Origin of the sequence: Paraburkholderia atlantica (assembly GCF_009362785.1) — a bacterium.
In the GTDB taxonomy this organism is placed as follows: Bacteria; Pseudomonadota; Gammaproteobacteria; order Burkholderiales; family Burkholderiaceae; genus Paraburkholderia; species Paraburkholderia atlantica.
The window spans coordinates 48,231-69,375 of record NZ_WHNQ01000011.1 but is presented as its reverse complement, the minus strand read 5'-3'; the positions used below and the strand labels follow the sequence as shown (position 1 = coordinate 69,375).

At 63.7% G+C, this 21,145-nt stretch carries 19 protein-coding genes and 1 pseudogene; 11 read left to right on the top strand and 9 right to left on the bottom strand.

What is annotated here, in order from left to right; translation table 11 throughout:
* Positions 1–134: 134 nt before the first annotated feature.
* From GCT19_RS17700 to GCT19_RS17690, 3 genes are all read right to left on the bottom strand, one after another.
* A complete protein-coding gene (locus tag GCT19_RS17700; protein ID WP_018433904.1) occupies positions 135–941 on the bottom strand; it encodes a BPSS1780 family membrane protein in 807 nt (268 codons plus the stop codon).
* Positions 932–1,927, bottom strand: a complete 996-nt coding sequence (locus GCT19_RS17695) for a homoserine kinase (RefSeq protein ID WP_013092990.1) — start codon at positions 1,925–1,927, stop codon at positions 932–934. Before GCT19_RS17695 ends, GCT19_RS17700 begins: the two co-directional genes overlap by 10 nt.
* A 213-nt stretch (positions 1,928–2,140) precedes the next feature.
* On the bottom strand, positions 2,141–2,539 hold the full coding sequence (locus tag GCT19_RS17690) for a hypothetical protein (RefSeq protein ID WP_013092991.1): 399 nt from the start codon (positions 2,537–2,539) through the stop codon (positions 2,141–2,143).
* Positions 2,540–2,730: 191 nt separating this feature from the next.
* On the opposite strand from GCT19_RS17690, the gene GCT19_RS17685 reads away from it, so the two are divergent.
* Positions 2,731–4,257, top strand: coding sequence for an AMP nucleosidase (locus GCT19_RS17685; RefSeq protein WP_152852704.1), 1,527 nt, complete (start codon positions 2,731–2,733; stop codon positions 4,255–4,257).
* A gap of 170 nt (positions 4,258–4,427) precedes the next feature.
* Here the strand turns inward: GCT19_RS17685 and GCT19_RS17675 are convergent.
* Both GCT19_RS17675 and GCT19_RS17670 read right to left on the bottom strand, forming a co-directional pair.
* A pseudogene (locus GCT19_RS17675) lies at positions 4,428–4,673 on the bottom strand (chromate transporter); the annotation flags it as partial.
* A 160-nt stretch (positions 4,674–4,833) separates the two neighbouring features.
* Positions 4,834–5,577, bottom strand: a complete 744-nt coding sequence (locus GCT19_RS17670) for an LOG family protein (RefSeq protein WP_013092994.1) — start codon at positions 5,575–5,577, stop codon at positions 4,834–4,836.
* 1 nt (position 5,578) lies between these two features.
* Here GCT19_RS17670 and polA point away from each other — a divergent pair, with 1 nt between their 5' ends.
* The 3 genes from polA to GCT19_RS17655 all read left to right on the top strand — a co-directional run bounded on the left by polA (position 5,579) and on the right by GCT19_RS17655 (position 10,806).
* Positions 5,579–8,320 carry a DNA polymerase I gene (gene polA, locus GCT19_RS17665; RefSeq protein ID WP_152852639.1) on the top strand — a complete coding sequence of 914 codons (2,742 nt, stop codon included), beginning with the start codon at positions 5,579–5,581 and terminating at the stop codon, positions 8,318–8,320.
* Positions 8,321–8,478: 158 nt separating this feature from the next.
* Positions 8,479–9,834, top strand: a complete 1,356-nt coding sequence (locus GCT19_RS17660) for an NAD(P)/FAD-dependent oxidoreductase (protein WP_152852638.1) — start codon at positions 8,479–8,481, stop codon at positions 9,832–9,834.
* Between the two features lie 99 nt (positions 9,835–9,933).
* On the top strand, positions 9,934–10,806 hold the full coding sequence (locus GCT19_RS17655; protein WP_152852637.1) for a dienelactone hydrolase family protein: 873 nt from the start codon (positions 9,934–9,936) through the stop codon (positions 10,804–10,806).
* Between the two features lie 108 nt (positions 10,807–10,914).
* Here GCT19_RS17655 and GCT19_RS17650 read toward each other — a convergent pair whose 3' ends face one another.
* Positions 10,915–11,784, bottom strand: a complete 870-nt coding sequence (locus GCT19_RS17650; RefSeq protein ID WP_018433898.1) for a sulfurtransferase — start codon at positions 11,782–11,784, stop codon at positions 10,915–10,917.
* A gap of 149 nt (positions 11,785–11,933) precedes the next feature.
* On the bottom strand, positions 11,934–13,040 hold the full coding sequence (locus tag GCT19_RS17645) for an aromatic ring-hydroxylating oxygenase subunit alpha (protein ID WP_013092999.1): 1,107 nt from the start codon (positions 13,038–13,040) through the stop codon (positions 11,934–11,936).
* Between the two features lie 320 nt (positions 13,041–13,360).
* Between GCT19_RS17645 and GCT19_RS17640 the strand changes: the two genes are divergently transcribed.
* The 4 genes from GCT19_RS17640 (at position 13,361) to folE2 (ending at position 17,596) form a co-directional block, all read left to right on the top strand.
* On the top strand, positions 13,361–13,669 hold the full coding sequence (locus GCT19_RS17640; RefSeq protein WP_013093000.1) for an exodeoxyribonuclease VII small subunit: 309 nt from the start codon (positions 13,361–13,363) through the stop codon (positions 13,667–13,669).
* Complete coding sequence (locus tag GCT19_RS17635) at positions 13,666–14,547, top strand: polyprenyl synthetase family protein (protein WP_018433897.1); 882 nt, start codon at positions 13,666–13,668, stop codon at positions 14,545–14,547. The genes GCT19_RS17640 and GCT19_RS17635 overlap by 4 nt, the downstream gene beginning before the upstream one ends.
* An 87-nt stretch (positions 14,548–14,634) precedes the next feature.
* Positions 14,635–16,542, top strand: coding sequence for a 1-deoxy-D-xylulose-5-phosphate synthase (dxs, locus tag GCT19_RS17630; RefSeq protein WP_018433896.1), 1,908 nt, complete (start codon positions 14,635–14,637; stop codon positions 16,540–16,542).
* 247 nt (positions 16,543–16,789) lie between these two features.
* Positions 16,790–17,596 (top strand): GTP cyclohydrolase FolE2, encoded by an 807-nt coding sequence (gene folE2, locus GCT19_RS17625; protein ID WP_018433895.1) that lies wholly within the window; start codon positions 16,790–16,792, stop codon positions 17,594–17,596.
* A 98-nt stretch (positions 17,597–17,694) separates the two neighbouring features.
* Here the strand turns inward: folE2 and tsaD are convergent, their stop codons facing one another.
* On the bottom strand, positions 17,695–18,723 hold the full coding sequence (gene tsaD, locus GCT19_RS17620) for a tRNA (adenosine(37)-N6)-threonylcarbamoyltransferase complex transferase subunit TsaD (protein ID WP_013093004.1): 1,029 nt from the start codon (positions 18,721–18,723) through the stop codon (positions 17,695–17,697).
* A gap of 145 nt (positions 18,724–18,868) precedes the next feature.
* Between tsaD and GCT19_RS17615 the strand changes: the two genes are divergently transcribed.
* Together GCT19_RS17615 and rpsU are read left to right on the top strand one after the other, a co-directional pair.
* Positions 18,869–20,086, top strand: coding sequence for a BaiN/RdsA family NAD(P)/FAD-dependent oxidoreductase (locus tag GCT19_RS17615; protein WP_041735222.1), 1,218 nt, complete (start codon positions 18,869–18,871; stop codon positions 20,084–20,086).
* A 68-nt stretch (positions 20,087–20,154) separates the two neighbouring features.
* The gene (rpsU, locus tag GCT19_RS17610) at positions 20,155–20,367 is read left to right on the top strand and encodes a 30S ribosomal protein S21 (RefSeq protein WP_008919901.1); all 213 of its coding nucleotides are present in this window, start codon (positions 20,155–20,157) and stop codon (positions 20,365–20,367) included.
* Here the strand turns inward: rpsU and GCT19_RS17605 are convergent.
* Entirely contained in the window at positions 20,361–20,612 is a 252-nt protein-coding gene (locus GCT19_RS17605) for a hypothetical protein (protein ID WP_152852636.1), read from the bottom strand. The genes rpsU and GCT19_RS17605 overlap by 7 nt on opposite strands.
* On the opposite strand from GCT19_RS17605, the gene GCT19_RS17600 reads away from it, so the two are divergent.
* Positions 20,602–21,048: a GatB/YqeY domain-containing protein gene (locus GCT19_RS17600; protein WP_018433893.1), complete on the top strand. Its 447-nt coding sequence runs from the start codon at positions 20,602–20,604 to the stop codon at positions 21,046–21,048. The two genes, GCT19_RS17605 and GCT19_RS17600, sit on opposite strands and share 11 nt — an antisense overlap.
* Positions 21,049–21,145 lie beyond the last annotated feature (97 nt).

Genomic DNA, 21,145 nt, shown 5'->3' with positions numbered 1-21,145 from the left:
CACAAACCATTGTGCCGCAAATCGATTCAGGATGCCGGGCGTTGGGAGAAGTGTTTCGACGGAGACGTCGGGAAGATGCGCGCGGTACACGCAATGCGCGGGCGCCAGGACGGCACCCGCGCGGGAGCGACGGATCAGGCTGCCGGCGTGGTCGGCAGATCCGGCGTTTGCGGCGTCTGCACGCCGAAGCAGCCGCGATAGGTCGCGTAGAACGAGCAGTACAGCATGGTCGTGACGATCATCGTCGCGGGCATCAGGATCGCGAACGCGAAGTCGGCCGCGCCGAGCGCCTGCATCAGCGCGGACAGGCCGATCGACACGACTGTTGCGACTGCGAACCACAGCGCCGCGAACACGATGAAAGCGCCGCGATTGCGCCAGCAACTGACGACGCTGAAGAACATCGCCTTGACGGGCGGCACGTCGTGCCAGGCGGCGAGGATCGGCGAGAACCAGAACAGCATCGCGACCGGCACATAGAACGCGAGCGCGGTGATCACCGCGAGCGGGATATTGCTGTTGGCGATTGCGTTTTCATCCATCGACGCGTTGCCGAGCATCACCTTCAGCAGCATGCCGCCGTCGGCGAGCGCTGAGCCGGCCAGCACGAGCGCCATCGCGACTACATACAGCGCGCCGAGCGCTAGCAACCGCCGCGCGACCACCGGGCCATACGAATGAAATCCGTCGACGAGGATGGTCGGAAACACCGGTTTGCCCGCGATCGTGTTGCGACACGCGGCCATGAAGCCGACCGCGACGCCCGGAATGAACAACAGCGGCAACACGCCGCCGACCACTGGAATCTGCGATACGAGCGTCATCACCAGCAAATAGGTGAAGAACAGCGTCAGGAAGGCGAGCGGATTCTTGCGGAACAGCCAGATGCCCTGGCGGAACCACACGTAGCCGGTTTTCGCGGGAACTTCGATCAGTTGCATGGGGTATGGATGCCTGGATTTGCGACGCCCAGCAGGCGCTCGCGCAGAATGCGTTCGAAATGACCGGGGTCGTGCGGCTTCAGCAGTTCGGCCGCGCGCGGCAAATGAAAATCATACAGGCGCGAGACCCAGAAACGGTATGCACCAGCGCGCAGCATGTCGCCCCAGTGATGGTTTTCCTCGACGGTGAACGGCCGCACCGTCTGATACGCGCGCAACAGCGCCTCGGTGCGTTCGGTGTCGAGCTTGCCCGTTGCGAGGTCGACGCACCAGTCGTTGACCGTCACCGCGACGTCGAATAGCCACTTGTCGCAGCCGGCGAAATAGAAATCGAAGAAGCCACCGAGCCGCACTTCGTGGCCGGTCTCGGGCGCCGCGTGCGCGAACATCGCGTTGTCGCGGAACAGGTCGGCGTGGCACGGACCAGAGGGCATCGCCGCGTAATCGGCGGAGGCGAAGAACGCTTCCTGATGCGCAAGCTCGGACGCCAGCAGATCGCGCTGCTCGCCTTCCAGATACGGCAGGATCGTCGGCACCGTTTCGCGCCACCACGGCAGGCTGCGCAGGTTCGGCTGATAACGCGGATAGTCGCGGCCCGCCAGGTGCATGCGCGCGAGCATGTGGCCGACCTCGGCGCAGTGCTCGACGCCCGGCGCGAGTTCGGGGGCGCCTTCGAGCTTCGTCACGATGGTCGCGGGTTTGCCGAGCAGCATGCCGAACAGCGCGCCGTCGAGGCGCGGCATCGGGTCCGGTACCGGCACGCGATGCGCGGCAAGATGCCGCATCAGGTCCAGATAGAACGGCAGTTGTTCAGCTGTCAGCTTCTCGAAAATGGTCAGCACGTATTCGCCGCGCGTCGTCGTCAGAAAGAAGTTGCTGTTTTCAATGCCGGACGAAATGCCGCGAAACTCGACGACATCGCCGAGATCGTAGTGACTCATCCATTCTGCGAGTTGGGATTCGTTGACAGCGGTGAAGACGGCCATGCGGAAACGTCGGATCAGGTTGTTCGGGCTGGCGCGGTGCGGCCAGTGCGAGGTGAGACAAACGAATGTGACGGAGCGGCGACGAGTGCGGAACGGCGAAGTGTACGCGTCGCCGCATTCAGTGCAAGTTCATCGCGCAGCGGCCGCGATCGGGTGTAACCGGGCCACGACCACACCGCGGCCGCCGTTGCCGGCGCGCCGCTTTCGTAACGATTAATAGCGGAGATTCACCGACGGCAGGCGGGTGCTGGGCTTGCCGCTGTCGTGAACGGTGGGCGACGTGTCGGGCGACGCGCTCATCTGGTAGCGGGTGCCGAAATTCGATTGCACGTTGATTTCGACCGGCTTGCCCTTGTCGCGGAATTCAGTGATTTCGGTGCCGTTCGGGCTGACTTCGTGAAAGCTCGGCGTGCGCGGCACGTTGTTGATGTCGACCTTCGAGCTGACCTCTGCGGCTGGACGATTGATCTTGGCAAGGTCCGGCAGACCGGCCCGTTCATTGGCGGACTGGGGCACGCCGGCGGGCGGCGGTTCGTCGACGGGCTGGGCAGCCATCGCGGCGTTGCCGAAGGCGAGAGCCAGCGCAACAGCGATGGGAAGGAGCGGCTTCATGGTGATTCTCCAATGGGGTGCCCAGATTCTAGCAAATCCGGTCTGGCGTACGGGCGCCAAGCCTTATTTTGCGCCGCTTTCGCGCAACGCGCGCGCGTTCTCGCCAGCGCTGTTGCAAGCGTCGCCGCCGACATTTGGCAACAGCGGGTTCCGTGGTAATGTCGTCTCATCAAAAAGGGTGAACGATGATGATGAACAACGATATCAATCAGCGCATGGTGCAGACTCCCGCCAACAGCTTCCCGACCGAAGGCTTCGACGACGCGGCCGCAGCCGTCACCCGCCTCGCCGCGATCTACGAGGCGAACACGTCGTTCCTGCGCGATGCGTTCGCGCGCTATCGCCGCAACGAGCAGTTCGACCATCGTGTGCGCGCCTGCTATCCGTTCGTGCGCGTGCGTACCGAGGTCAACACGCACGTCGATTCGCGCCGCTCGTACGGGTTCGTCGCGGGGCCGGGCGTGTTCGAGACGACCGTCACGCGGCCCGACCTGTTCGGTAACTACTATCGCGAGCAACTGCGGCTGCTGGCGAAGAACCATCACGTGCAGATCGAGGTCGGCGTGTCTGACCAGCCGATTCCAATTCATTTCGCATTCGCCGAGGGCATCCACCTCGAAGGCGATCTGGACCGCGAGCGCCTGTTCCTGATGCGCGACATCTTCGATACGCCGGATCTCGCGCTGCTCGACGACCGCATCGTCAACGGCACGTACGAGCCGCTGCCGGGCGAGCCGCATCCGCTCGCATTGTTTACGGCGGCGCGCGTCGATTTTTCGCTGCATCGGCTGAAGCACTACACCGCAACCTCGCCGACGCATGTGCAGAACTACGTGCTGTACACGAACTACCAGTTCTATATCGACGAATTCGTAAAGCTCGGCCGCGCGATGATGGCCCGAACCGACGACGCGGAGTTGCGAGCCTATCGCAGCGAATACACGTCGTTCGTCGAACCCGGCGACGTCATCACCTACAACGAGAATCTCGGCGAGCAGGCGCAGGAGGGCACACCGCCGCCGCGTCTGCCGCAGATGCCCGCGTATCACCTCAAACGCGCGGACGGCAGTGGCATCACGATGGTCAACATCGGGGTCGGGCCGTCGAATGCGAAGACCATCACCGATCACATCGCGGTGCTGCGTCCGCACGCATGGATCATGCTCGGCCATTGCGCGGGGCTGCGCAACACGCAGCGTCTCGGCGACTACGTGCTCGCGCACGGCTATGTGCGCGAAGATCATGTGCTCGATGACGATCTGCCGCTGTGGGTGCCGATTCCGGCGCTCGCCGAAGTGCAGGTCGCGCTCGAGCGTGCGGTCGCGCAGGTCACGCAGCTCGATGGCGTCGAGCTGAAGCGTGTGATGCGCACAGGCACCGTGGCGAGCGTCGACAATCGCAACTGGGAGCTGCGCGATCATCGCGAGCCGGTGCAGCGGTTGTCGCAGAGCCGCGCGATCGCGCTCGATATGGAAAGCGCGACGATCGCCGCGAACGGCTTTCGCTTCCGCGTGCCTTACGGCACATTGCTGTGCGTGTCGGACAAGCCACTGCACGGTGAACTGAAACTACCGGGTATGGCCGATCAGTTCTATCGCGCGCAGGTCGATCAGCATCTGCAGATCGGTGTGAAGGCAATGGAACTGCTGCGGATGAACGGGCTGCATCGCTTGCATAGCCGCAAGCTGCGGAGTTTCGCGGAAGTCGCGTTTCAGTAACTCAGGACGAGGTGCGATAAACAGCCAGGGCGAGGGTAGTCTTCCTGATCGATCGGTTTCACCAGGTGTCGAGGCGATGCTCGCCGGCTCACCCTTGCCAGATCCCGGTCAACCCGATCAGGCTTCTTCCGGCGGCCAGCAGCCACAACGGATGAATCCGCGTCTTCGTCGCCATCACGGCCGTGAACGCGGTAGCCGCCCACGCTATCGCCGCCGGGCAGAAATTGACAGAGGCCGAGCAGGTCGGCGAATTCGTCACTGGTCAGCCAACGGCGTTGCTCGACGAGTGCGCGGCGCGCGAGCGGCAACGCGCCGCCGAATGAAATGAGGCCGAGGCCGAGAAAGCCGCCGAAGATCTCACGCAACGTCGGCGTGGGTGCGAGCGCAGCTTCGGGCGAGGTGAGTTCGCTGTTCATATCGCGAGCTTCGAGTACAAGCTGGGCACGTTAGCGCCGAAGGGCATGCCTGCCAAACGAAAGCGGGCAGCCCGAAGGCTGCCCGCCATGTGCGCGACTTGATGTGTGCGCAATGCATGCATCGTGCTACGCGTAATGCGAGGCGCGCAGCGTCATGCGATCACAGGTAGAACATCCGGTCTTCGTCCGACTTGACCGGATGCGCTTCGCCTTCCTCGCGATCTTCGTAGAACTTGAGCACCGCTTCGAGCACCTGATCCGGATTGTCGATCACCTGCATCAGATCGATGTCGGTCGGATTGATCAAACCCATCGGGATCAGCGAACTCTTGAACCACGCGAGCAGACCCTCCCAGAACTCGGCGCCGACCAGAATGATCGGCACGTGGCGTGACTTCTTGGTCTGGATCAGCGTCAGCACTTCGGCCAGTTCGTCGAGCGTGCCGAAGCCGCCGGGCATCACGATCACCGCGTCCGAATTCTTCACGAACGTGACCTTGCGCGTGAAGAAATGGCGGAAGCGCAATGAGATGTCTTGCCATTGATTGCCCGACTGCTCGTGCGGCAACTCGATGTTCAGACCGACCGACGGCGCCTTGCCCGCATGCGCGCCCTTGTTGGCCGCTTCCATGATGCCGGGGCCGCCGCCAGAGATCACCGCGAAGCCTGCGTCCGACAATTTGCGCGCGATCTGCGTGGCGAGTTTGTAGTACGGCGAGTTCGGTTTCAGGCGCGCCGAACCGTAGATGCTGACCGCCGGGCGAATCTCCGACAGGTACTCGGTCGCCTCGATAAACTCTGCCATAATCGTGAACATCTGCCACGATGCGCGGGCTTTTTTGGCCGTTGCGCGCTCTTGATCTGCGAGCGATCGCAGACTCGGAATCACTTTTCTCTTAGTCATAATGCCTGAAGAACGAAGCCTTGAAGGTAAGACCCTGCTGTTGGTCGACGGTTCGAGTTATCTGTACCGGGCCTACCATGCGATGCCTGATCTACGCGGCCCCGAGGGTGGCCCGACGGGTGCGCTCTATGGGATGATCAACATGCTGCGGCGCATGCGCAAGGAAGTCACAGCAGAGTATAGCGCGTGCGTGTTCGACGCCAAGGGCAAAACGTTTCGCGACGACTGGTATCCGGAGTACAAGGCGAACCGTCCATCGATGCCGGAAGATCTTGCCCGTCAGATCGAGCCGATTCACGTCGCGGTGCGCGCGCTCGGCTGGCCGCTGCTGATGATCGATCGCGTCGAAGCGGACGACGTGATCGGCACGCTGTGCACCGAGGCAGAAAAGCTTGGCATGAACGTGGTCGTATCGACCGGCGACAAGGACCTCGCGCAGCTCGTGTCGAACCGCGTCACTCTCGTCAATACGATGACCAACGAAACTCTCGACCGCGACGGCGTGGTCGCGAAGTTCGGCGTGCCGCCGGAGCGCATCATCGATTATCTGTCGCTGATCGGCGATACCGTCGACAACGTGCCGGGCGTCGAGAAATGCGGTCCGAAAACAGCGGTCAAATGGCTGACGCAATATGAGTCGCTAGATGGCATCGTCGAGCATGCGAGCGAGATCAAGGGCGCGGTCGGCGACAACCTGCGCCGCGCGCTGGACTTCTTGCCGATGGCGCGCAAGCTCGTCACTGTCGAGCGTCATTGCGATCTGACCGGGCACATCGTGTCGATCGAAGAAAGCTTGCCGAGCCTTCCCGAGTCGCGCGAAGAATTGCGAGATTTGTTCACGCGACACGGCTTCAAGACGTGGCTGCGCGAAGTCGAAATTGCCGATGCGGTCGAAGGTCCGGAAACCGACGTGCCTCCCGCGCTGTCCGTCGATCACGAGCGCCACTACGAGACCGTGCAAACATGGGAGCAGCTCGACGCGTGGCTCGACAAGATCAATGCGGCCGAGCTCACCTCGTTCGATTCCGAAACCACGTCGCTCGATCCGATGGTCGCGCAGATCGTCGGCTTGTCGCTGTCGGTCGAAGCGGGCCGTGCCGCGTATTTGCCGCTCGCGCATCGCGGCCCCGACGCGCCGGTGCAGCTGCCGCGCGACGAAGTGCTCGCGAAACTCAAGCCCTGGCTCGAAAGCGCGGACCACAAGAAGGTCGGCCAGCATCTGAAGTACGACGAACAGGTGCTCGCCAATTACGGCATCGAAATGCGCGGCGTCGAGCATGACACGCTGCTCGAATCGTACGTGCTCGAATCGCACCGCACGCACGACATGGACAGCCTCGCGTTGCGTCATCTCGGCGTGAAGACGATCAAGTATGAGGAGGTTGCGGGCAAGGGCGCGCAGCAGATCGGCTTCGACGAAGTCGCGCTCGACAAAGCCGCCGAGTATGCGGCCGAAGACGCAGACATCACGCTGCGTTTGCATCAGGCCTTGTATCCGCAGATCGCCGTGGAGAAGTCGCTCGACCACGTCTATCGCGAGATCGAAGTGCCGACTTCGCGCGTACTGCGCAAGATGGAGCGCACTGGCGTGCTGATCGACGCGGAGAAACTGCGTCAGCAGAGCAGCGAAATCGCCACCCGTCTGATCGAGCTCGAAGGCAACGCGTACGAACTGGCCGGCGGCGAATTCAACCTCGGCTCGCCGAAGCAGATCGGGCAGATTTTCTTCGAGAAGCTCGAACTGCCGGTCATCAAGAAGACGCCGAGCGGCGCGCCGTCCACCGACGAAGAGGTGCTGCAGAAGCTCGCCGAAGACTACCCGCTGCCGAAGATCCTGCTCGAGCATCGCGGCCTGTCGAAACTGAAGTCGACCTATACCGACAAGCTGCCGCGCATGGTCAATTCGCAAACCGGCCGCGTGCATACGAACTACGCGCAGGCCGTCGCGGTGACGGGGCGGCTCGCGTCGAACGATCCGAACCTGCAGAACATTCCGGTGCGTACCGGCGAAGGCCGACGCATCCGCGAGGCGTTCATCGCGCCGCCGGGTCACAAACTCGTGTCCGCCGATTACTCGCAGATCGAATTGCGCATCATGGCGCACATCTCCGGCGACGAATCGCTGATGCGTGCGTTTTCGCAGGGTGAGGACATTCACCGCGCCACTGCATCGGAAATCTTCAACGTGACGCCGCTCGAAGTGTCGAGCGATCAGCGACGCGTCGCGAAGGTCATCAACTTCGGTCTCATCTACGGCATGAGCGCCTTCGGCCTCGCGTCGAATCTCGGCATCACGCGCGATGCCGCGAAGATGTATATCGACCGCTACTTCGCGCGCTATCCCGGTGTCGCTCGCTATATGGACGAGACGCGCTTGAGCGCGAAGGCGAAGGGCTACGTCGAAACGGTGTTCGGCCGCCGTCTGTGGCTGCCCGAGATCAACGGCGGCAACGGTCCGCGCCGCCAGGCCGCGGAGCGGGCCGCGATCAACGCGCCGATGCAGGGCACCGCGGCCGACCTGATCAAGATGTCGATGATCGCCGTGCAGAACTGGATCGAAGACTCGAAGATCGGCACGCGCATGATCATGCAGGTGCACGACGAACTGATTCTCGAAGTGCCCGACGCCGAGTTGTCCGAAGTCCGCAAACGTCTGCCAGAACTGATGTGCGGCGTCGCCGCGCTGAAGGTGCCGCTGGTCGCCGAAGTCGGCGCGGGGCTGAACTGGGAGGAGGCGCATTGACATGCCCGTGACACGCGCACGATAACGTCGTGTGCATGTCACACATGCGTATTGGCGACTTGTGACTTCCCAGCCGGGTCGAGGACAATCGGTTCATGACGGCGCATTCATGCGCAGCGTCGCGACAGATAAATTCATCGGCTACACGGAGAAGTGCAATGCATCGATTTATCGTCGTTGGCGGAGGTGCGGGAGGGCTGGAACTGGCGACGCGTCTTGGCGATCGCTATGGGGCCGGCAAGAAGGGGCGCAGCGCCCAGGCCCAGATCACGCTGGTCGACCGCTTTCCGACGCACATCTGGAAGCCGCTGCTGCATGAGGTGGCGGCGGGCAGCATGGACCCGTTCACGCAGGAGCTCCCTTACGCGGCGCAGGCGCGCTGGCATGGCTTCGCGTTCCAGCAAGGCGATCTGACCGCACTCGACCGCGCGAACCGGCGCATTACGCTCGGCATCGTGCTCGACGACGACGGCGCTGAACTGCTGCCCGAACGTGTGCTCGAGTACGACACACTGGTCATCGCCATCGGCAGTACCACGGCCTTCTTCGGCGTCAAGGGAGCGGCCGAATTCTCGATTGCACTGGATACGGTTAGCGAGGCGGAGCGTTTCCGCAAACGCCTGATCGCGGCGTGCATGCGCGCCGAACATCAGGCGCACGAGCCCGTCGAGTCGCGACCCGGCCCCGGCACGTGGACGTCCAGCGAGCCGCGCATCCAGGTGGCAATCGTCGGCGGCGGCGCGACGGGGGTCGAGTTATCGGCGGAGTTGCGCAATACCGCCCAGGTATTGTCCGCGTATGGCTTGCACAAGCTCGATCCGCGGCATGACGTCGGCATCGTGCTGATCGAGGCGGGGCCGCGCATCCTGCCCGCGTTGCAGGAACGCGTCTCCACGGCCACGTCCGAACTGCTGACCAAACTCGGCGTGAAGCTGATGATCGGCGAGACCGTGGCCGAGGTTGCTCCGGGCTACATCCGCACCGCCAGCGGTCACACGGTGCGGGCCGATCTGACCGTGTGGGCGGCGGGCATCAAGGCGCCGGCGGTGCTCACTCAACTCGACGGCTTGCCGGTCAACCGGCTCGGCCAGTTGATCGTGCGCCGTACGCTGCAAACCGAGATCGACGACAACATTTTCGCGCTCGGCGACTGCGCGGCTTGCGAGTGGCCGGGCAACGAGCGCAACGTGCCGCCGCGCGCGCAGGCCGCGCATCAACAGGCGAGCTTTCTGATGAAGGGACTGGCGGCGCGCCTCGAGAACAGGCCACTACCGGAGTTCACTTATCGCGACTTCGGATCGCTGGTCTCGCTCGGGCACTTCAGCGCGGTCGGCAATCTGATGGGTGGGGTGATCGGCGGCAATATGCTGATCGAAGGGCTGTTCGCGCGCTTCATGTACATGTCGCTGTACCGGCTGCATATCGCGGCGCTGCACGGCTATCCGCGCATGGTGCTGGACACCTTCGCGCATTGGTTGCGCCGTACCACGCTGCCGCGCGTCAAGCTGCACTGACTGCATCGGCGCGGGCGGACAATCGCCTCAGTTGAATCTGCAACGGGATGCGCGCAGGGCGTATCCTGTTGCCTCTAACAATTCTTCGAGGAGCGCCCCATGCTGAAGCCTGAAGTTGATTGTCTGATTCCGCACGTTCCCTTCGATCGGCGCACCTTCATGAAGGCGGCGCTGGGCACTGGTTTCGCGGCAGCGGTGCTGCCAGTGTCGGCGCAGACCATCCATACCGACAGCGACGGCCTCGAAGCAGGGGAAGTGGCGTTCCATTCGGGCGGTACGCTGATACCGGCCTACCGCGCGCAGCCGAAGGGTAAGACGCATCTGCCGGTGATCCTCGTCGTGCATGAAATCTTCGGTGTCCACGAGCATATCGCCGACGTGTGCCGGCGCTTCGCGAAGCAGGGCTATCTGGCGATCGCGCCGAACCTGTACGAGCGCGAGGGCGACCCGACCGCCTACACGAGCATGCAGCAACTCAACGAGCAACTGGTGAGCAAAGTGCCCGACGAGCAGGTGCTCGCCGACCTCGACGCGGCCGCCGCGTGGGCCGGGGAGAACGGCGGCGACCTGAACCGGCTCGGCGTGAACGGCTTCTGCTGGGGCGGGCGCATCTCGTGGCTGTATGCCGAGCACAATCCGCGCGTGAAGGCGGGCGTCGCCTGGTATGGTCGCGTGACCGGCGCGAAGAATGCGATGACGCCGGCCAATCCGCTCGATCTCGTCGCTGACCTGCATGCACCCGTGCTCGGCCTGTACGGGCGCCAGGATCAAAGCATTCCGCAGGACACGCTCGAACAGATGAAGCAGGCGATCGCGCAAGGGCCGCAGGTGGGACGCGGCTCGCAGTTCGTCGTTTATGACGACGCAGGTCACGCGTTTTTCGCCGACTACCGTCCGAGCTACAAGAAGGCCGACGCCGAGGACGGCTGGCGTCGCACGCTCGTGTGGTTCAAGCAACATGGGGTTGCTTGAAACCCTCATGTGTTTGTTTGGCTAACGTTAATTCCGATGAAAAAAGGCCGTTGCCGCTTTGAAGGGGCAACGGCCTTTTGTCTGATTACGACTCGCCGCTGCTAGCGCTCAGGGATTCGCCCCAGTCGCGACCGGCCGTTTCGGATCGGAACTCCACTCGCTCCACGAGCCCGGGTACAACGCTGAGCCATGCAGGCCGGCAACCTCCATCGCGAGCGAATTCACGCAGGCGGTCACGCCCGAGCCGCATTGCAGCACCACGTGTTCCGGCGACGTGTCGCCGAGCAGCGCATGGAATTCCTCGCGCAGAGTGTGCGCCGGCTTGAAGCGGCCGTCGGCGGTCAGGTTGTCCTTGAAGAAGCGGTTCAGCGCGCCCGGAATATGGCCGCCGACGCGGTCGAGCGTCTCGTTTTCGCCGCGATAGCGATCGGGCGCGCGCGCATCGACGACGACTCGCTCCTTCGAATGAAGATTGCGTTCGACCGCCTGGGTATCGATGGTCACCGCGAGCGGCGCGGCCGCCTTGAAGTCGCCGGTGTTTTGCGGGGGGACGTCTTGCGTCAGCGGTTGGCCGGCCGCTTCCCATGCTTGCAGCCCGCCGTCGAGCAGCGCGACCGCGTCGTGGCCGAGCCAGCGCAACAGCCACCAGACGCGCGCCGCGTACATGCCGCCTTGCGCGTCATATGCGACGACCTGTTGGCCTTGCTTCAGTCCCCGCGACTCCAGCGTTTCGACGAGCCGCGCGCGATCGGGCAGTGGATGCCGGCCGTTCGAGCCGTTCTTCGGCCCGGACAGATCGCGATCGAGATGCAGATAGTGCGCGCCAGGCAGATGACCGGCCAGCCAGGCTTTCTCGCCCGCGTCGGTATCGGCGAGGTCGAACCGGCAGTCGATCACGAACACGCTGCCCGGCGCGGCCGTGAGCCGCTCGGCAAGATTGGTCGCGGAGATCAGGGTGGTGTAATGAGTGTGGGGCATGAGCGTCTCCTCGATACGGGCGATGGCGGCTGCGGGCCGCGTCGTTCACGCGGCTGGCGCATGGCCGGTCTATGTCGTTAGTCTAAACAAAAAAAGACGGGTCGAAGCCCGTCTTTCCTTGAGTCGATCGATGCGCCACGCGGCGCGGATCAGATCGTGCCGAGTTCGCGCCGCAGAAACTCGTGGAAGTGTTGCATGCCGTCTTCCATCGGGCTCTGATACGGACCGACCTGCGATTCGCCGCGCTCCATCAGCGCGAGACGGCCGGCGTCCATGCGCTCGGCGATTTCGTCGTCTTCGCGGGCCGTCTCCATATAGGCGGCGCGCTCGGCTTCGACGAAATCGCGCTCGAACAGCGCGATTTCCTCGGGGTAATAGAACTCCACCACGTTGGTGGTCTTCTGCGGACCGCGTGGAATCAGCCACGACACGACCAGCACATGCGGATACCACTCGATCATGATGCCCGGGTAGTACACCATCCAGATCGCGCCGAACTCGGGCGGATTGCCGTCGCGAAAGCGCAGCACCTCGTCGTGCCACTTGCGATACGTCGGGCTTCCCGGTTGCTCGAGCGCCTTGTGCACACCGACTGTCTGCACGCTGTACCAGTCGCCGAACTCCCATGTCAGATCATCGCAATTGACGAAGCTGCCGAGGCCCGGATGGAAAGGCGCGACGTGATAGTCCTCCAGATAGACCTCGATGAAGGTCTTCCAGTTGTAGTTGCACTCGTGGACCTCGACGTGATCGAACATGAAGCCCGAGAAGTCGAAGTGGCGCTTGGTGCCGAGGCGTGCCAGATCTTTCGCGACGTCGCGACCTTGCGCCTCGAACAGCAGACCCTGCCAGTTCTGCAGCGGCGTGGCGCCGAGATTCAGGCACGGGTTGTCGGCGAAATGGGGCGCGCCGAGCAGCTCGCCCTTGAGGTCGTACGTCCAGCGATGCAGCGGACAGACGATGTTTTGCGTCTGCCCGCGACCGTTGAGCATGATGGCTTGCCGGTGGCGGCACACGTTCGACAGCAACTCGACTTGCGATTGCTGGTTACGGACGAGTACTCGCCCCTCGCGTTCGCTGGGCAAGGCAAAATAATCCCCCGCTTCGGGCACCATGAGATCGTGGCCGATGTAGCGAGGACCTTTCTTGAAAAGGGTGTCGATTTCGCGCGTAAGGAGCGCTTCGTCAAAGTAAGCCGTGACTGGCAGCTGGCTGTGAACAGACCGCAACTGCAATGCATTGCTCAGATTGGACATTCCCACTCCCGATGAAGACGTGAAAGCAGTGAACAACCCAACCATCGAAGATTCGATTTAGGGAGCCCGCGATTATACCCGTTTCCCTGTGACAGGGGCACTTAAGTCCCTGATTTGGGTTAAAAATGTCAAGAAAGTTCGGCATTTTCGCCGCAGACCTCAAGCTTTTTTTCTGCGAGACTTCAGGGTCGAAGCGGGGCAAAGGTGGGCATCGGACAGGCTCGAAGCAAGGCGGCACGGCGGGGCGCAGGCCTTCGAGAGGATCGAAAATGTCGCTTTTGCCGTAGAATGTCCGACTTGTTTTAATTTTGCGACTATTCATGGCGAAGACCGCATCGAACGATTCCGCCGCCGCGCCAGCCGAAAGCGGTGATAGCGCGCCCCTGCCGGAGAATTACGAGGCCGCGCAGGCAGAGCTGGAAGAGCTCGTCGCGCGCATGGAAGGCGGCAGCCTGAGCCTCGAGGAATCGCTGGCCGCGTACCGTCGCGGGGCGGCACTTGTCGCATTCTGTCAACAGCAGCTCGAAAAGGTCGAGCAGCAGGTGCGGGTTCTCGATGGCGAGACCCTCAAGCCACTGCCCATGAATACCGCAGGCACAGCCGCGACTGAGAGCGGGGACGACCTATGACATTCGAACAATGGACGCGCTCGGTGCTCGAACGCGTCGAAACGGCTCTGGAACACTATCTGCCGGCCGAGACGACCGAACCCGCCAAACTGCACGAGGCGATGCGCTATGCGGTGCTGGGCGGCGGCAAGCGGGTGCGGCCGCTCCTGTGCCACGCGGCCGGCGAGCTGACCGGCGCGCGCGCCGAATGCCTCGATGCGGCGGCGGCGGCGCTGGAAATGATCCACGTGTACTCGCTCGTGCACGACGACATGCCCTGCATGGACGACGACGAACTGCGCCGCGGCAAGCCGACGGTCCACGTCAAATACGACGAAGCGACCGCGCTTCTGGTCGGCGACGCGCTGCAATCGCAGGCATTCGTCGTGCTCACGTCCGACGTATTGGGCCAGCCGCAACAGGCCTCGCTCGTGCGCGAACTCGCGCTCGCCAGCGGCTCTGTCGGCATGTGCGGCGGCCAGGCCATAGATCTCGCGAGCGTCGGCCACACGCTGACCCGCCCGCAGCTTGAGACCATGCATCGCATGAAGACCGGCGCGCTGCTGCGCGCGGCCGTACGCATGGGCGCTCTGGCTGGTGAGACGCCGGACGCGCAGGCTCTGGCTTCGCTCGACGCCTACGCCGCCGCGGTCGGTCTCGCGTTTCAGGTCGTCGACGACATTCTCGACGTCACGACCGACTCCGCAACGCTCGGCAAAACCGCCGGCAAGGACGCGAAGGACGGCAAGCCGACCTACGTGTCGATTATCGGGCTCGACGCGTCGCGCGCGCTCGCGGCGCAACTGCGCAGCGACGCTCACGCGGCGCTTGCACCGTTCGGCGCTCGCGCACAGCGTCTTGCCGAACTGGCCGATCTGGTGGTGAACCGGGTCAGCTGAACGCGAAAGCCCGCCGCCGCGCACCCTCCATCCCCGGGGTGCATGTATGAAGTGCGGGCGCGTAAGTTTTCCTACAATGGAACGACGATGTACGACTTGCTGAAAACCATCGACGACCCGGCAGCCCTGCGCCGCCTCGATCGCCGTCAATTGCAGCCGCTTGCCGACGAGTTGCGCGCCTTTGTGCTCGACAGCGTATCGCAGACGGGCGGCCATCTCTCGTCCAACCTCGGCACGGTCGAGTTGACCATCGCGCTGCACTACGTGTTCGATACGCCGCACGACCGGATCGTCTGGGACGTAGGCCATCAGACCTATCCGCACAAGATCCTGACCGGTCGTCGCGACCAGATGCACACGCTGCGTCAGTTGGGCGGCATCTCGGGCTTCCCGAAACGCGATGAATCGGAATACGACACCTTCGGCACCGCGCACTCGAGCACGTCGATTTCGGCCGCGCTCGGCATGGCGATCGCGAGCAAGCTGCAGGGCGACAACCGCATGGGCATCGCCGTGATCGGCGACGGCGCGATGACGGCTGGCATGGCCTTCGAGGCCATGAACAACGCGGGCGTCGAAGACGACGTGCCGCTGCTCGTGATCCTCAACGACAACGACATGTCGATCTCGCCGCCGGTCGGCGCGCTGAATCGCCATCTCGCGCGTCTGATGTCGGGTCGCTTCTATGCGGCCGCGCGAGCGGGCGTCGAGCGGGTGCTGCGCGTCGCACCGCCGGTGCTCGATCTCGCGCGCAAGCTCGAGGAGCACGCGAAGGGCATGATCGTGCCGGCCACGCTGTTCGAGGAGTTCGGCTTCAACTACATCGGGCCGATCGACGGTCACGATCTCGATTCGCTGATTCCGACGCTGCAAAACATCAAGGAACTGCGCGGGCCGCAATTCCTGCACGTGGTCACGAAGAAAGGCCAAGGCTACAAGCTGGCCGAGGCCGATCCGGTGCTGTACCACGGCCCGGGCAAGTTCAATCCGGCCGAGGGCATCAAGCCGGCCGCGACGCCGTCGAAGAAGACCTACACGCAGGTGTTCGGCGAATGGCTGTGCGACGCGGCCGAGCTCGACTCGCGCGTGGTCGGCATTACACCGGCGATGCGTGAAGGCTCGGGCATGGTCGAGTTCGAAAAGCGCTTCCCGGATCGTTACTTCGACGTCGGCATCGCCGAGCAGCACGCGGTGACGTTCGCAGGCGGCCTCGCCGCGGACGGCATGAAGCCGGTCGTTGCGATCTATTCGACCTTCCTGCAACGCGCGTATGACCAGTTGATTCACGACGTCGCGCTGCAAAACCTGCCGGTGGTGTTCGCCATCGATCGCGCGGGTCTCGTCGGCGCGGACGGCGCGACGCATGCGGGCGCGTACGACCTCGCGTTCATGCGTTGTATCCCGAACATGACCGTGATGGCGCCGTCGGACGAAAACGAGTGCCGGCAGATGCTGTACACCGCGTTGCAGCAGTCGCATCCGACCGCTGTGCGCTACCCGCGCGGCGCGGGTACCGGTGTCGCAACCATCAAGCAGATGGCCGCGTTGCCGCTCGGCAAGGGCGAAGTGCGTCGCGAGACCTCGGCGCCGGCTGGCAAGCGCATCGCGATTCTCGCGTTCGGCACGATGGTCGCGCCGTCGCTCGCGGCCGCCGAGCAATTCGACGCCACCGTCGCGAACATGCGCTTCGTGAAGCCGCTCGACACCGAACTCGTGCGCAAGCTGGCCGAGACGCACGACGCGATCGTCACCGTCGAGGAAGGCTGCATCATGGGTGGCGCGGGTTCGGCCTGCGTCGAAGCCCTGCTCGCAAGTGGGGTTATGCGCCCCGTACTACAATTGGGCCTCCCCGATCGGTTCATCGATCATGGGGACCCGGCCAAGCTGCTCGCCGCGTGCGGTCTCGACGCCGCGGGTATCGCCCGGTCGATCCGTGAACGCTTCCTCGCAAGCGGCGCTGTCGGCGGTCAGTCGTCGGTGAAGCGCGTCGCTTAAAGCGCGCTGTCGCCTGTCGTGCAGTCGTAGGTGCGACTCATGCCGCCGTCATGCGAGGGCGGCTTCGGCAATCTCCAGTTTGAAGCGACGGGTCTTGCGGCCCGTCACCCAACGCCGGCGGCAGCCGGCGTTCGCCGTTGCGCGCGCTGATCCGCACGGCCGCTGGGCGCTTCGAACTCGCTGCGCGATACTCGCCGATGCAGCGAGACTTTGACGCAGCCCGGCGCTTTTCAGAAAGGACAAAAGAATGAATCAGATGAATCCCGCCTTCGTGATGCCCGACGTGCAAAGCACCCCCGATACGCGCCAGATTCCAATCCAGCGGGTCGGCGTGAAGGGCGTGCGTCATCCGTTGACGGTTCGCACGCAAGCCGGTGAAGTACAGCCGACGGTCGGCACGTGGAATCTCGACGTGCATCTGCCGGCCGAGCAGAAGGGCACGCACATGTCGCGCTTTGTCGCGTTGCTCGAAGAGAACAAGGCGCCGCTCGAACCGGCCTCGTTCCGCACGATGCTCGCGGCCATGCTCGATAAGCTCGAGGCCGAGGCGGGCCGCATCGAAGTGTCATTCCCGTACTTCGTGAACAAGACCGCGCCGGTGTCGGGCGTGCAGAGCCTGCTCGACTATGAAGTCACGCTGACCGGCGAGACCCGCCATGGCGCGACGCGGCTGTTTCTGAAGGTGCTGGTGCCGGTCACGAGCCTGTGCCCGTGCTCGAAGAAAATCTCGCAGTACGGCGCGCACAACCAGCGCTCGCACGTGACGATCGATGCCGAGCTGATCGGCGACGTCGCCGTCGAAGAGCTGATCAGCATCGCCGAGGAAGAAGCGTCGTGCGAACTGTGGGGCCTGCTCAAGCGCCCGGACGAGAAGTTCGTCACCGAGCGCGCGTATGAGAATCCGAAGTTCGTCGAAGATCTCGTGCGCGACGTTGCCCAGCGTCTGAATGCCGACGAGCGCATCGTCGCGTATGTGCTCGAAGCTGAGAACTTCGAGTCGATTCACAATCACAGCGCGTATGCGGTAATCGAACGGGACAAGCGTCTCGCCTGATACGTTCTGTGCCGCTCCACGCCGTTTCGTTGAGAAAGCATTGAACCCACAAAAAAGCCGCTTTTAAAGCGGCTTTTTTATCGTCTTGCGGCGGCGGTTCAGTGCGCGAGCGACGTCAGATCCCAACGCGGCTTCACGGTGAACGCGTAGTCGTTGACGGCCTGTTCGGGCCAGCGTTGCAGGCGCAGCGCGCCGGCCAGCGCGATCATCGCCCCATTGTCCGTGCACAGCGACAGGTCGGGATAGTGCACGTAAAAATTGCGCTTCTGCGCGGCGGCCGACAGCGCTTCGCGCAACTGCCGGTTCGCGCCGACGCCGCCCGCCACCACCAGCCGGTTCAGCTTCGTGCGCTTGAGCGCCGCAAGCGATTTCGCGGCCAGCACTTCGACGGCGGCATCGACGAAACCGCGCGCGAGGTCGGCCTTGGCCTGCTCGCAGATGTTTGCGCCGCCCAGCCGGTTTGCGTGCGTGAGCACGGCGGTCTTCAGGCCGCTGAAGCTGAAATCGAGGTCGCCGGAATGCAGCATCGGGCGCGGCAGCACGACTGCGCCGGGGGTGCCGAACTCGGCCATGCGCGAGACTTCCGGGCCGCCCGGATAGCCGAGGCCCAGCAGCTTGGCGGTTTTGTCGAAGGCTTCGCCCGCGGCATCGTCGAGCGTTTCGCCGAGCGTCTCGTAGACGCCCACGTCCGTCACGCGCATCAGCTGCGTATGGCCGCCCGATACCAGCAGCGCGACGAACGGGAACGGCGGCGGCTCGTCGACGAGCAGCGGCGACAGCAGATGCCCTTCGAGATGGTGAATGCCGACGGTCGGCTTGTTCCACGCCATCGCCAGAGAATTGGCGACGCTCGCGCCGACCAACAGCGCGCCCGCGAGCCCGGGCCCTTGCGTGTAAGCGATCGCGTCGATGTCGCCGCGCGCGACGCCGGCGCGCTCCATCACCTCTTCGAGCAACGGCAGCGCGCGGCGGATATGGTCGCGCGATGCAAGCTCCGGCACGACGCCGCCGTACTCCCGGTGCATCGCAATCTGCGAATGCAGCGCGTGCGCGAGCAGGCCGCGCTCCGTGTCGTAGAGCGCGAGACCGGTTTCGTCGCAGGAGCTTTCGATGCCGAGAACGAGCATGATGAATCGCTTGAGACGGGCGCGCGCGACGCGCGTCCGAAAGTAAAAGGTAAGCCTCAAAGTATACCAGCGCGGACAAGCAGCCGCTGGCGGTCGGCAAGTCGCGGGCATGGGCGCGAGGGCCCGGCAGGTACAATGCGGCCCCATGGAATCCTTCGATATCGCGGTGATCGGCGCGGGCGCGGCCGGAATGATGTGCGCGGCCGTGGCCGGTCAAGTCGGCCGGCGTGTGGCGCTGATCGACCACTCGCAACGTCTCGCGGAAAAAATCCGCATTTCTGGTGGTGGCCGCTGCAACTTCACGAATCTGTATGCGGGGCCGGCCAATTATCTGTCGGCGAATCCGCATTTTTGCCGCTCGGCGCTTGCACGCTATACGCCGCGCGACTTCATGGCGCTGCTGAAGCAGCATCGCGTGACATGGCATGAGAAGCATAAGGGCCAGCTGTTTTGCGACCAGTCGAGCGATGCGGTCATCGACGTGCTTAAAAACGAGTGCGACGCCGGTGGCGTTGCATGGCGCACGCCGTTGTCCGTCGAAGAAGTTCGCCAGGACGCCGAAGGGCGGTTCCTGCTCGGCACGACGGCGGGCACGATCGCCGCCCGTGCGCTCGTGATCGCGACGGGCGGTTTGTCGATCCCAAAGATCGGCGCGACCGATTTCGCGTACCGGATCGCCAAGCAGTTCGGCCACAAGCTGATCGATACCCGCCCCGCGCTGGTGCCGCTGACCTTCGCGCCCGCCGACTGGGAGCCGTTTGCGGCGCTGTCGGGCGTGTCGCTCGAAGTCCAGCTGTCGACCGGCAATAAGAAGACCGGCGCGGAGTTCACCGAAGATCTGTTGCTCACGCACCGCGGCCTGTCGGGCCCGGGCGTGCTGCAGATATCGAGCTACTGGCAGCCCGGCGAGCCGATTCACATCAATCTGCTGCCGGAGCGCGACGCCGCGGCCGCGCTGATCGACGCGAAAAACGGTATGAAGCGGCAGATCGCCAATCTGCTGTCGGAATGGGTGCCGCAGCGGCTCGCGCACGTGTGGCTCGACACCCATCAGGTGGCCGCCGAGGCCCGCGTCGCCGATCTGCCGGACAAGTCGTTGCGCCGCATCGGTGAGGCGCTGTCGCGCTGGACGCTCACGCCGAACGGCACCGAGGGCTATCGCAAGGCCGAAGTGACACGCGGCGGCGTCGATACACGCGGTTTGTCATCGACGACGATGATGAGCGCGCGGGTGCCGGGCCTCTACTTCATCGGCGAGGCGGTCGACGTGACCGGCTGGCTCGGCGGCTACAATTTCCAGTGGGCGTGGGCGTCGGGTGTCGCGGCGGGGGAGGCCGCCGCCGAATATGCCCGGGGGGCTTGACGGCGCCATGGCTTTGTGAGAAAGCTCTGCTATACTCCTGAACCTTTACAAAGTTCCGTTATTGAAAAATGACGACCATCCGCGTAAAAGACAATGAGCCGTTCGAAGTCGCCATGCGCCGTTTCAAGCGCACCATGGAGAAAAACGGCTTACTGACGGAACTTCGCGCTCGCGAGTTTTACGAGAAACCCACAGCCGAACGCAAGCGCAAGAAAGCGGCGGCGGTGAAGCGTCATTTCAAGCGTCTGCGTGGCCAGATGCTGCCAAAAAAGCTCTACTGATTCTGGCGTTGCCCCGCTGTATGCAGCGCGGCAGCATCGAAGCCGATGGGGGCACGACAGGTGCCATCACGGCAAAACCGGCCCATCGGGCCAGCCGGCAGGGTCGCATCCACTACGCAAATCGCGCCAACCCGCTTGAGGAAGAAGTCCCAAGCGGGTTTTCGTGCTGATGTGGCGGTATCGCCGCCATCGACCGGCCGGTTTTTCAACTTTTCAACGCAATTCAGGTGAGTGATGAGTCTCAAGGACCGGATCAACGACGATATGAAAGCTGCCATGCGGGCGCGCGAGACCGAGCGTCTCGGTACGATCCGCCTGCTGCTCGCCGCGATCAAGCAGCGTGAAGTCGATGAGCGGGTCACGCTCGACGATACCGGCATAACCGCCGTGGTCGACAAGATGATCAAGCAGCGCAAGGATTCGATCAGCCAGTTCGAGGCCGCCGGGCGCACGGATCTCGCAGACAAGGAAAAGGCCGAACTGGCGATTCTTTCCGCATATATGCCTGAGCAGATGTCCGAAGCGGAAATCGTTGCCGAAGTGCAGGCGGCGGTCGCGCAAACCGGCGCTGCCGGACCGCAGGACATGGGCAAGGTGATGGGCGTGCTGAAGCCGAAGCTGGCCGGTCGCGCGGACATGACCGCCGTCTCCGCGCAGGTCAAGGCCGCGCTCGCGAAGTAACCCTGTCGAATTGTCCGGGCCGCGCGCCTCCTCCAGACGGAGAGGCGCGGGGCTTGGTCGCGGTGTCGAGCCCGGACTTCGGGCTTGGATTTTGAAG

Coding starts and splice junctions, on each gene's coding strand:
- GCT19_RS17660 (WP_152852638.1), top strand. CDS start 8,479: ATGCATCGATTTATCGTCGTTGGCGGAGGTGCGGGAGGGCTGGAACTG.
- tsaD (WP_013093004.1), bottom strand. CDS start 18,723: ATGCTCGTTCTCGGCATCGAAAGCTCCTGCGACGAAACCGGTCTCGCG.
- GCT19_RS17695 (WP_013092990.1), bottom strand. CDS start 1,927: ATGGCCGTCTTCACCGCTGTCAACGAATCCCAACTCGCAGAATGGATG.
- dxs (WP_018433896.1), top strand. CDS start 14,635: ATGTACGACTTGCTGAAAACCATCGACGACCCGGCAGCCCTGCGCCGC.
- GCT19_RS17615 (WP_041735222.1), top strand. CDS start 18,869: ATGGAATCCTTCGATATCGCGGTGATCGGCGCGGGCGCGGCCGGAATG.
- polA (WP_152852639.1), top strand. CDS start 5,579: ATGCCTGAAGAACGAAGCCTTGAAGGTAAGACCCTGCTGTTGGTCGAC.
- GCT19_RS17690 (WP_013092991.1), bottom strand. CDS start 2,539: ATGAAGCCGCTCCTTCCCATCGCTGTTGCGCTGGCTCTCGCCTTCGGC.
- GCT19_RS17655 (WP_152852637.1), top strand. CDS start 9,934: ATGCTGAAGCCTGAAGTTGATTGTCTGATTCCGCACGTTCCCTTCGAT.
- GCT19_RS17700 (WP_018433904.1), bottom strand. CDS start 941: ATGCAACTGATCGAAGTTCCCGCGAAAACCGGCTACGTGTGGTTCCGC.
- folE2 (WP_018433895.1), top strand. CDS start 16,790: ATGAATCAGATGAATCCCGCCTTCGTGATGCCCGACGTGCAAAGCACC.
- GCT19_RS17650 (WP_018433898.1), bottom strand. CDS start 11,784: ATGCCCCACACTCATTACACCACCCTGATCTCCGCGACCAATCTTGCC.
- GCT19_RS17670 (WP_013092994.1), bottom strand. CDS start 5,577: ATGACTAAGAGAAAAGTGATTCCGAGTCTGCGATCGCTCGCAGATCAA.
- rpsU (WP_008919901.1), top strand. CDS start 20,155: ATGACGACCATCCGCGTAAAAGACAATGAGCCGTTCGAAGTCGCCATG.
- GCT19_RS17635 (WP_018433897.1), top strand. CDS start 13,666: ATGACATTCGAACAATGGACGCGCTCGGTGCTCGAACGCGTCGAAACG.
- GCT19_RS17600 (WP_018433893.1), top strand. CDS start 20,602: ATGAGTCTCAAGGACCGGATCAACGACGATATGAAAGCTGCCATGCGG.
- GCT19_RS17685 (WP_152852704.1), top strand. CDS start 2,731: ATGAACAACGATATCAATCAGCGCATGGTGCAGACTCCCGCCAACAGC.
- GCT19_RS17640 (WP_013093000.1), top strand. CDS start 13,361: ATGGCGAAGACCGCATCGAACGATTCCGCCGCCGCGCCAGCCGAAAGC.
- GCT19_RS17645 (WP_013092999.1), bottom strand. CDS start 13,040: ATGTCCAATCTGAGCAATGCATTGCAGTTGCGGTCTGTTCACAGCCAG.